This is a genomic window from Aestuariivirga sp., from assembly GCF_046093005.1.
Taxonomy (GTDB): Bacteria; Pseudomonadota; Alphaproteobacteria; order Rhizobiales; family Aestuariivirgaceae; genus Aestuariivirga.
The window spans coordinates 1-9,607 of the sequence record NZ_JBJTER010000062.1 but is presented as its reverse complement, the minus strand read 5'-3'; the positions used below and the strand labels follow the sequence as shown (position 1 = coordinate 9,607).

9 protein-coding genes are annotated in these 9,607 nt (G+C 65.2%); all 9 read right to left on the bottom strand.

Annotated features, from left to right (window positions below):
- Positions 1 to 377: 377 nt before the first annotated feature.
- Positions 378 to 668, bottom strand: coding sequence for a CRISPR-associated endonuclease Cas2 (gene cas2, locus ACKOED_RS05210; protein WP_408915521.1), 291 nt, complete (start codon positions 666 to 668; stop codon positions 378 to 380).
- A 3-nt stretch (positions 669 to 671) separates the two neighbouring features.
- Complete coding sequence (cas1c, locus tag ACKOED_RS05205; protein WP_408915520.1) at positions 672 to 1,715, bottom strand: type I-C CRISPR-associated endonuclease Cas1c; 1,044 nt, start codon at positions 1,713 to 1,715, stop codon at positions 672 to 674.
- A gap of 24 nt (positions 1,716 to 1,739) precedes the next feature.
- Positions 1,740 to 2,390, bottom strand: a complete 651-nt coding sequence (gene cas4 / locus ACKOED_RS05200; RefSeq protein WP_408915519.1) for a CRISPR-associated protein Cas4 — start codon at positions 2,388 to 2,390, stop codon at positions 1,740 to 1,742.
- A 4-nt stretch (positions 2,391 to 2,394) separates the two neighbouring features.
- Positions 2,395 to 3,333, bottom strand: coding sequence for a type I-C CRISPR-associated protein Cas7/Csd2 (gene cas7c, locus ACKOED_RS05195; protein WP_408915518.1), 939 nt, complete (start codon positions 3,331 to 3,333; stop codon positions 2,395 to 2,397).
- Positions 3,330 to 5,138, bottom strand: coding sequence for a type I-C CRISPR-associated protein Cas8c/Csd1 (cas8c, locus tag ACKOED_RS05190; protein WP_408915517.1), 1,809 nt, complete (start codon positions 5,136 to 5,138; stop codon positions 3,330 to 3,332). The genes cas7c and cas8c overlap by 4 nt, the downstream gene beginning before the upstream one ends.
- Positions 5,135 to 5,806, bottom strand: coding sequence for a type I-C CRISPR-associated protein Cas5c (gene cas5c, locus ACKOED_RS05185; protein ID WP_408915516.1), 672 nt, complete (start codon positions 5,804 to 5,806; stop codon positions 5,135 to 5,137). The genes cas8c and cas5c overlap by 4 nt, the downstream gene beginning before the upstream one ends.
- A gap of 80 nt (positions 5,807 to 5,886) precedes the next feature.
- Positions 5,887 to 8,217, bottom strand: a complete 2,331-nt coding sequence (locus ACKOED_RS05180; protein ID WP_408915515.1) for a CRISPR-associated endonuclease Cas3'' — start codon at positions 8,215 to 8,217, stop codon at positions 5,887 to 5,889.
- A 243-nt stretch (positions 8,218 to 8,460) separates the two neighbouring features.
- Positions 8,461 to 8,733, bottom strand: a complete 273-nt coding sequence (locus ACKOED_RS05175) for a hypothetical protein (protein WP_408915514.1) — start codon at positions 8,731 to 8,733, stop codon at positions 8,461 to 8,463.
- 400 nt (positions 8,734 to 9,133) lie between these two features.
- Entirely contained in the window at positions 9,134 to 9,424 is a 291-nt protein-coding gene (locus tag ACKOED_RS05170; RefSeq protein ID WP_408915513.1) for an HdeA/HdeB family chaperone, read from the bottom strand.
- Positions 9,425 to 9,607 lie beyond the last annotated feature (183 nt).

Sequence of the window (9,607 nt, the reverse complement as noted above, 5' to 3'; positions counted from 1 at the left end):
CGCAGTTTGTGAACTCCGGGCGCTATGGTCGCCCCCTTCGCGGGGGCGTGGATCGAAACAAATACTGGTCAATGACTTTCTGCCGGTAAGTCCGTCGCCCCCTTCGCGGGGGCGTGGATCGAAACAGCGCCCCGGTGCCATGCGTAAGGACATTCTCCGGTCGCCCCCATCGCGGGGGCGACAGCCGTCATATAAACGGATGATAAAGATACGTAAATCGCCCGATTTGCGCGAACCTAGCGGAGGTGCTGCACGTCCAAGGTGTGGAACTGTTCGCGAAGGCGATCAAATCAATGACTTAGTTGGATTTTATTGCCGCGCGAACACCTCGTCAATTCCGCAAACAGACTCCGGTTCGCGCAGGCATGGCGCTGCGGTTAGAACAGCAGAGGACCTCCCAGATCCGTCGGCTCCTTGGCGCCTGCATGCTCCACCCGTCGCTTGCCATCGGCGCCGAGGCGGTAGAAGCGCAGCGAGTCCTTCTGCGCGTCGATCTCGTCGAGCAGGCGGGCCCGGAGCAGGGTCCATTGCGCCGGGTCCACCTCGCACTCGAACACCGAGTTCTGGACGCGCTGGCCAAAATCCTTGCAGGCGTTCGCCACCCGGCGCAAGCGCCTGCGGCCCGCCGTGTCCTCGGTGTTCACGTCATAGGTCACCAGCATCAGCATCGGTCACTTCCAAACGAAGGGCGGATAGCCGTCGATATCGCCGCGCAGGTGGCGCGACAGCAGCAGCGCCTGAATATGCGGCACGAGGCCCAGCGCCATCTCCTCTCCCAGGAACGGATGGCGCAGCTCGCGCTTCTTGCGCTCCTGCCAGGCAACGAGCACAGCCTTGCGCCCGTCGTCGGTCAGGGAGACGGCACCGCCCTCGTCGGTGCGGAAGTCGCCCGCTTTCACCTGCCCGCGATTGACCAGCGTCAGCGCGAGCCGGTCGGCCATGACGGGGCGCAGTTCCTCCATCAGGTCGAGAGCCAAGCTTGCGCGGCCCGGACGGTCAGCGTGCAGCAGACCGACCTGCGGGTCGAAGCCCACGCCCTCCAGAGCCGAACGGCAATCATGCCCAAGCATCGCGTAGAGGAACGAGAGCAGCGCGTTGATCCGATCGAGCGGCGGCCGTCGCGAGCGGCCGCGGAAGACGAATGCATCACGGTCGCGCTGGATCATCGCGTCGAACGTGCCGAAATAGAGCTGGGCCGCGTCGCCTTCGTGGCCACGCACTGTGTCTATATCCTCAGCCAGAGCAGCGCGGCGAGCGATGTGTGACAGGCGGGCCTCGGCCGCCTCCAGCGCGGCACGCGCCCCGGTCGCCATGCTCTCGCCGTGATCGCGCAGCGCCCGGCGCAGGACGGTGCGCTGGTTGGCCGCCTTGGCAGTGACGATGCCGCGCACGATGGGCACGGAGCGGGCCGGATCGTCGGCGGCGCGGTATTGTGTGCGTCGCAGTAGAACGTTGCCGGTGCGCGGCCCTTCCACCCGCGCGAGGAACTTGCCTTGCGGGGTGAGGAAGGACAGTGCGATGCCCGTTTCGGCGCAGGCCGCCATCAGCGCGGGCGAAGCGCCGGGCCGGCCGAAGCAGATGATGCCCTCGATCATGTGCAGCGGGGCGCGGCCACGCTCGGCGCCCTCCACCTCGACAACAACGTTGGCACCGTCCTTGCGCAGCCAGGCGTTGTCACTGGTGACGTATATGGTGTTGAGGTGACGGCGCATCATTCCGGCTTCCTGCTACTATGCGGTTCAGTCGTCTGTCGCCGGGCCGATCTGGCGGAGCAGCCAGCGGCGGACCGAAGGTGGCTTCTCCAGCCTACCCGGTCGGCAGGCTTCGGCCAGCGAGCAGCGGCTGCAGGCGGGCATCTCATGCGGCGGGGGCGTGCGGCCTTCGGCGATCATGGCACGGCAGTCAGCGGCGACGCGGGCGGTTAGCGCGCGTAGATCTGCTTCGAAGGGTACAACCATGCGCTTGCGGGTCTGGCCATAGAACAGCGCACCTTCGGGAACGGGAACGCCGAACATCTCCTCGAGGCACAACGCTTGCGCGCACAAGTGCACCTCGTCGGCGCGGTGGGCCTTGGGCCGGCCGCGCTTGTATTCGACCGGATAGGGCGTGGCTCCATGGAATTCGACCGCGTCGGTCTTGCCCGAAAGGCCGTGCGCAAACGATCGCAGCACCAGCCCGCGCACCGTGCGCACCCCCGCGCGGCGATCGGGCCGGCCGCCGTCGACGCGTTCATGCGTCAGGCGCCCTTCGGCGGTCGCCCCGTCCTCGGTCCAGATGCGCTCTACGTGGATCAGCGCGCACTGGCGCGGACAGAACAGGTAGTGCTGCAAGGCTGACACCGGCACCAGCGCGTCTTCGGCGGCCGGATCCGGTGGCGGCGGTTGCATCATCCGATCAGAACCGCTCGATCACCTCGACGCCGCCGGGCAGGCCCTCGCGGTCGATGGTCACGGCGTAGTCGGACCAATGGCGGGCAGGTGGCCAGTTATCGGTCGCGCGGGCGCCGACAGCTTGCGTCGAGCCTTCGTGCACGCGCCAGGTCTTCACGCGGTCGAACAGCGATTGTGCCTGGGCGTTGCCGAGCGCGCTGTCGTGGCGGAACACGATCAGTTTGCGCGTCGCCATCTCGCCGCGCGCAGCGGAGCGATCGTGGTCAAACATCTGGGTGAGCGCCTGCCATAGCAGTTCGAGGTCGTCTTCCGAAAAGCCGGTACCCTTGGCGGGATGTCGGGCCAGCGGGGCAGACACGAAGCCATGGGCGCGATAGAGGCCATAAGGCACGATGTGCTTGCGGCCCATCGTGCGGCCGCCCTTGTCCTCGGCGTCCTTCTCGGTCGTCGCGGCCATACGGGTGATGGAGATTTCGAGCGGCAGGATCGGCTCAACCGAGCGGGCGAAGGTGAACTGCACCGGCCCGCGCACCTGCCCCGCGTTGACTCCGGTGGTCATCACGGCGCCGAACGTGCGGATGTCCCAGAAATTGGCGCACATCCACGCGGTGAGATCACGGGACTTCTGCTGGTCTTTGGGGAGTTTCTTGAACTCCTCGTCCTTGGTCACTTCGGGCATTTTTGCCGCCCATGCCTTCTTGTGCTGGTTGTTCAGCGTGGCGCCTTCGGTCATGTAGATTTCGTGACCCGGCGCATCACCCTTCGCCAGCGCGACAAAATTGCGCACCTTGCGCTTCAGCGCGACGTCGGAAACGAGGCCTTGGTTGGTCTCGGGATCGAGGCGCGGCATGTTGCCGGCGTCGGGGTCGCCATTGGGATTGCCGTTCGCCACGTCGAAGTAGAGGACAAATTCATGGCGGTTGGTGACGGGAGTGCTCATCATTCGGCCCCTTCGTGGTCGGTGGTTTCGTGCAGATCGTCGGCGGTGACGGCCTCGCCCTTGTCGTTGCTCAGTTTCGCCGCACGCTGGTGGTAGTAGCCGATGGCAAATTCGCCCTGGTCCTGGAGGCGCAGCGAGCGCGGCCAGATGCCATCGGGGCGCGGCTCGAACCGGTCGTTGATCTCCTCCAACTCGCGCTCGATCAGCGTGGCCCAGCCCGGCTTGTCCTTGCGCACCTTGGCCAGGTGGTTCTGGCCGCCGCGCACGATCAGCGGAAAGACACTGGCCGGCGTGGTCGAGGCGGCGCCGAAATAGCGGTCGCGGATGGTGGTGTTGACCTTGCCCAGCGCGGCGCGCTGCGCCAGTTCGTATACGGCGAACAGCCGCCCGAGCTGGTAGCCCGGATTGGCGTGGTCCCTCTTCAGGCTCATTGGCGTTTCTCCTTGTTCGGAAATTTCGGGATTGCGGCGGTTGAGGCGGACGAGCACCGCGCGGATCGCGGCGGCATGCCAGCCCGATTCGGCATTGTCGCCCGCGCGCAGGCGGACCAGTGCGGCCGAAAGCAGGCTCAGCGGATAGCGCGTACCCGACAGCACCGCTCGCATGACCTCTCCGGCGAGCAGCGGTGGAATATTCTTGTACTCGCGCTGCAGAGCAGTGGTATTGACCAGCAGCCGGTTGACCGACGGCGCGGCGCCCCAGCCCATCGGCGCGGGTTCGATGCGCAAGTCCTCGTGATGGCGGGCGAGCCGCTGCGCGAAAGCGTCGAGCGTATCGCTCAGCCAGAACCGCACCGACAACCGCGCCGCGTTGGGCGAGAGGCCTAGGACATGGAACCGGGTACCCGGTTCGATGGCCGGGCACACCTCGGCCAGCGGTTTACCAGCTGCGACAGCGTCCAACTGTTTCCGGATTTGGTAGGCTTGCGCTTCCTCCAAATTGTCGCTGTCGAAGCACTGGGCGAAGAAGGAATCCGCCGCCTCGCCCGCTTGCGCATCGCTGGCGTCGGCCCAGAACACTACGGTCGCATCGCCCACCGGCCGGCGCAGCCGGTTCGGCCCGTCGCGCGTCAGCAGGTGATTGAGCGCCGCGCCATACCGGAACGCTGCCGCCTCGCTGGTCGGCGCGTTCTCGCCCTGCTCCTTGCCGAGAGAGGTGAAGGCGTCGCGGTTGAACGAAACCAGAGGAGCGCCCGATGATTGCGCGCCTTCCACGCCTTTGATCGTCGGATGCAGACGAGCCGCCGCGCCGCGTTCGCCGGTGACGAGGCAAAGGATTCCCTCTTCTTCGGCCCCGCCCTGCCCTGTGGCGACCAGCGCGCGGGCGGCGGGTCGTTCGTGTATATAGCAGCGGTCGCTGTCTAGCCGGAACATGACGTTGGCGTCGAGCATTTCCGGCTTGAAGGGCGGCGCGTCGAACCGTTCGGGCGCCCACTTTTCAAGGAACCGCCGCAGGGCTGCGAGCCCCTCGTCATTATGCCCGGCCAGGCGTTCGAGGTGCGTGGCGACAAACGCGGCGTGTTCCTGCGCGGTGCGCTTGCCCTCGCCCGCCGTGCGGCCCAGCACATAGGCGGTCTTGTCCCACAGGAAGTTGGGGGCGATGCCAACCGTGCGCTTCACTGCCGCCGGAACGGCATGGAGCTTTGGACGCGGCTTCTTGCCGAGCAAGTCGTGGATGTCCTCCACGTCAACGGGTTCGCCCTGCCGGCTGAGCACGATGGACCATCCAAACTTTTCCGGACTCCACCCTGGCTCGGCCACGCCGGGGAGTCGGCGATAATAGCTTTCCAGCGATTGCAGGATCGTCATCGCACGACCTCTGCGGCGTAGAACGGCGGTACCTCGATCACGCCGCCGCGCATCTCTGCGCGGAAGAAGCGAGATTCATTGCCGTTAGCGAAGTCGATGTCGTGCAGCATCCAGCCCAGGTCGGCGTCGTGCTTGTCGGGCGGCAGTTCGCTCGGCGGCAGGGCCTCGCCTTCGGGGATCAGCGCGAACTCGGCGGCGAACTCGCGGGTTCCGAGGCACGGGCGGTGAAAGCACTGGCCCTGCGCGGCGCGACGGTTGAACATCGAGACGTGCTTGGCAGGCGAGTCCTCCGGTCCGGCTTTCGCCGTCATGTCGAAATGCGCCTCGATCACATAGGCGACATCGACCAGCACCAGTGCCGCACGCTGCTGGCGGTTCTCGTCTACCACGATGCCCAGCCCTTGGGTGTCGCCGCGCTTCATGGCGCTGGCGGCGTTGGCGGCGCTCGCCTTGGCCCCCACCTCGTTGCGGCGGAGCGACTGGAAGCGGATGGGTTTCAGCACATGGATGCGGTCCACCTGCCAGCGGATCGCCGGCTTCCAGTGGATCGCCTCGAGGATGCCGCGTGCGGCCGAGGGGGTGATAACGTCATAGCTGACGCGCTCGACCTTCATCTCGGGGCGAGTGAAACAGGCGCGTTCGCCCCAGACACGTAATCGAACAGCCATCGCCGCCGCTCCCATTCAACGCAGGAAACGCACAAATTACCTAAAAATACGTGAACAATGATGCGAATATTCCGGACACATTAGGAAAGTATGTTGCTTTCGGCCGAACGGTTAGCCGGGTTAAGATCGATCCGCAGGCCGATGCCGGCATCGTAGAGTTCGGGCAGAAAGCCAGGCTTTTCCTCGACCAGCACCATGAAGCGGTCGCCGTACTCCTCTGGCCGGATCGCCTGCACGGCACCACAGTCGAGAAGTGCATCGCGAGCGCGGGGCGGGACGGGGACGACGTATTGCTGCAGGCGGCGGCGGACGCCGGCAGGCGGGAATGGCTCCTTGGTTAGCGCCCGGATTGCCTCGCGAGCGATGTCGTCGTAAGGAATAATCACTGGGTCCATCGCCTCGTCGATCAGGTGGAAGGCCTGAGCCATGCGGGCGAATGGGAACTCGGCGCTGCGGGCGGTCTCGCGGATCGCCGGAATGATTGCCAGCGTCTCGCCATCGGGCAGCATGGCGCGGTCGAGCGCGGCATGGCCTTGCCGCCAGTAGAGCGCCTTGTAATAGTCCCGGATCGCCTCCAGACCCAGCACGTCCAGCCCCTCGCGCCGCAGCACCTCGCGGGCCGGGGCATAAAACGCCTCGATCATCGGCGGCACCTTGCGACCGGCGGCCTCGAACACCACTGCGCGGCCCATGCCTTCCGACCGGCCCTCACGGTTGCAGCGGCCGGCAGCCTGGGCAATGCTCGCCAGTCCCGCCGCCGCGCGCCAGACTTCGGGAAAGTCGACGTCGACGCCAGCCTCGATCAGGCTGGTGGAAACGAGCCGGACCGGCTCGCCCGCCGCTAGATCCGCGCGCACTTGCGCCAGCATCTGGCGGCGGTGCCGGGCGCACATCAGCGTGGTGAGGTGCGCCGCGCCCGCCTGCCCCTGCTCGCGCAGTTCGTTGAACAGGTCGCGGGCGTGGGCGCGGCTGTTGACGATACACAGCATCTGTCGCCGTTCAGCGAAACGGGCGGCAATTTCCGCATCGCCCACTGCATCGCGCCGCCACTCGACGTCGACCCGCTTCAGCCTTTCGTAGAGTTTCGCCGGATCGGGAGCCAGTTCGCGCTCCGCAGGAATGTCCAGCCCTTCGGCCACTCCCTGCGGTCCGATCGGCAAAGCCTCGTCCTGCTTGCGCAGTGCAGGTTGGGTGGCGGTGCACAGGATCACGCTGGCGCCATAGTTGCGCGCCAGTTCGTCGATTGCGGCCATGCAGGCGCGCAGCAGATGCACGGGGATTGACTGCGCCTCGTCCAGCACGATCACGCTTCCGGCCAGGTTGTGCAGCTTGCGCGATTGGCTGGGGCGGCGGGCAAATAGGCTTTCGAAGAACTGCACGGCGGTGGTGACGACGATGGGCGCGTCCCAGTTCTCAGCGTCGCGGCGCAGCTTGGCTAGGCCCTGTGCGCCTTCCGCTTCCACATCGTTGCCGGTGGCTGGCGCCTTTTGATCCCAATCGAAGCTGGAATGGTGTTCGAGCACCGCGTCCTCGCCCAGCCCCACCTGCTCACGGAACACGGCCGCCGTCTGCTCGATGATCGAGGTGAACGGGATAACATAGACTACGCGCCGCAACCCATGGGCGGCCGCGTGTTCCATCGCAAAGCTGAGCGAGGTCAGCGTCTTGCCGCCACCGGTCGGTACGGTCAGCGTGAACAGCCCCGGCGGCAGCGTCGCCTTAGCGTTGGCGTGGTCGAGGATGGCAGAACGGAGGCGGTTGACCTCCGTGTCGTCGCGGCGGCAGTTCGCCATGTGTGCGCGCACGGCGTCCAGGTGCTGCGGTTCGAGAATCCCGCCGCGCCGGGGCGGCTCGTCACCGCACGACTGGGCATAGAACCGTTCAGTCTCAAGGAAGTCAGCATCGACCAGGCAGGAAAACGCCATCCGTGCTAGGAAGGCGAGGGAGAAGGCCTTGTCGATGGCGTTGGGCTTGAACGGAACGTCTGCCACGGTCTGTTGTGTCGGCAACGTCCCGGCGTGCTTCCGCCAACCGTCATAGTCCTCAAGCGCCTTGCCAAGCCGCCCGGTTAAATCCGCCCCGTCCATCAGCCCGCCGTGGTGCCCGGCAATGCCGAAGGCCATCAGCCGGCCAAACCCCTTGCCGAACGCCTGTTCTGCCTCCCGCGCGCCCGCCGTGCTATGGTCAGGCCCCTTTGCTGCTCCCTCGCTTTCGGGCTGGCGGATATAGCGCTGATAGGCTTCCGAGCACTTGCCGATGTCGTGCAGCAGGCCCATCGCGCGGGCCATCGCGTCCGCCCCGAAATGTGCCGCGAACCCCGCTGCGCGCTCGCCGACCGCTGCAAGGTGGTGCGCCACCAGCTCCCAGTCCTGCTCGGGCCGACCAGGAACGGAATGGGCGAAACGCTGCATGGCTGACCTTTACCCAAGACTTGATGCAGAAACGAGAATTGCGGTCACTTTTGTTCACCGCGAAGCAAGAGAGGTCCAGCCCGACATTCCCCAAGTGGCGTGCCGGTTGACGTGAAGATCGCCTGAGTCCAACCGCTGGACAAGCAATTTCCGCCCAGAGCGGCGCCTGCGGTCGCGCGGGCTGCTGGAACAGGGCGGATCAGACCGCGAAGCCGCCGTGTTCTGGCTCGGCGGTGGTGCTTTTCAGCGCAGCGGGAAGACCTGTCCTGCCGCTTTCGTTCTGTTTGTAGCCCATGCGCGCGTAGACGGCCTGCCGTCGAACACTCGCTCCGTCTGCTTCGCCCACGGCAGGTAGGTGATTTCAATAAGCTCGTTCACCGACACCGACGGTGGATCGCGCGAAATCACCAGCCACTCCAGCACGTCCGGCGACAGATAGGCCAGCCGCACCATGCGGCTGACGAAGCGGTCGGTGATTCGACTTCTTGTTCGGTGGTCTGAAGCCTGCGCCGCCAAGATCTGGGTGACTGAGAGCAGGATGCAGATGGTTACGCCTTACAAGTCGTCCAAGACTGTACGGTTTTGCAGGGCCATCAGGCCGTTGGCTTTTCACGATCCTGATGCGCCCGACTGACGGGATCGACGGCGTCGTGGTTGCCTGGCATGACTGTGCGCATCGAAAGCCCGTAAGGCTGGGGCGGGAGACCTAATTCGTGGTCCGAAGAAATTTCCAACTGATCCCATTTTTCCACCGCACTTCCACAAGCCAAAACTTTACAAACCCTTTGATTTCACGCCATAAATGACGGCCTGTCACGCCGAAGGTCGCGGGTTCGAGCCCCGTCACTCGCGCCATTCAGAAAGCGATAAGGGCCGCCCCGAGAGGCGGCCCTTCGTGTAACCAGGGTCTGGTCAGTTATTCCGAGAGAACGTTGGTCACCGCCGAGACGAGCCCAACGTCCGGGTTCTCAGCGCAGTACTCGCCGATGCTTTTGCCGATTGAGTCCATCGCGCTGAGGTCGATGGTGGTGTCGCTGGCCTGGCCGCCGGCATAGCCAAGAAGCCAAAAGAACATGAAATTCACTTCGTCCTCCTTCATGTTCGCGAGGTCCGCGCATTTGACCGTCGCCATGTCGACGGTTTCAGCTGCGGCGGGCATGGCGAATACGATTGCCGAGATCGCCGCCGCGGCAAGGGTCCGTTTCATGGTCAAATTCCTTTCTTGTGGTGGTTGGTGAAGGGCTGACTGTTGCACGGCTTAGTTATCGGCTCATGATTCCCTTGGGAAGTCGAATCTGGCCTGGCAAAGTTGGCTCGTGGCCAAAGCGTCCGGACGCCAGGCTGCGGAGCCGTCTGAGCCATTTTGTCGCGCATGGCATTAAGTATATGT

Excerpts from the sequence above, each read along its gene's own strand:
- cas2 (WP_408915521.1), bottom strand. The coding sequence starts at position 668 with ATGCTGATGCTGGTGACCTATGACGTGAACACCGAGGACACGGCGGGC.
- cas1c (WP_408915520.1), bottom strand. The coding sequence starts at position 1,715 with ATGATGCGCCGTCACCTCAACACCATATACGTCACCAGTGACAACGCC.
- cas4 (WP_408915519.1), bottom strand. The coding sequence starts at position 2,390 with ATGATGCAACCGCCGCCACCGGATCCGGCCGCCGAAGACGCGCTGGTG.
- cas7c (WP_408915518.1), bottom strand. The coding sequence starts at position 3,333 with ATGATGAGCACTCCCGTCACCAACCGCCATGAATTTGTCCTCTACTTC.
- cas8c (WP_408915517.1), bottom strand. The coding sequence starts at position 5,138 with ATGACGATCCTGCAATCGCTGGAAAGCTATTATCGCCGACTCCCCGGC.
- cas5c (WP_408915516.1), bottom strand. The coding sequence starts at position 5,806 with ATGGCTGTTCGATTACGTGTCTGGGGCGAACGCGCCTGTTTCACTCGC.
- ACKOED_RS05180 (WP_408915515.1), bottom strand. The coding sequence starts at position 8,217 with ATGCAGCGTTTCGCCCATTCCGTTCCTGGTCGGCCCGAGCAGGACTGG.
- ACKOED_RS05170 (WP_408915513.1), bottom strand. The coding sequence starts at position 9,424 with ATGAAACGGACCCTTGCCGCGGCGGCGATCTCGGCAATCGTATTCGCC.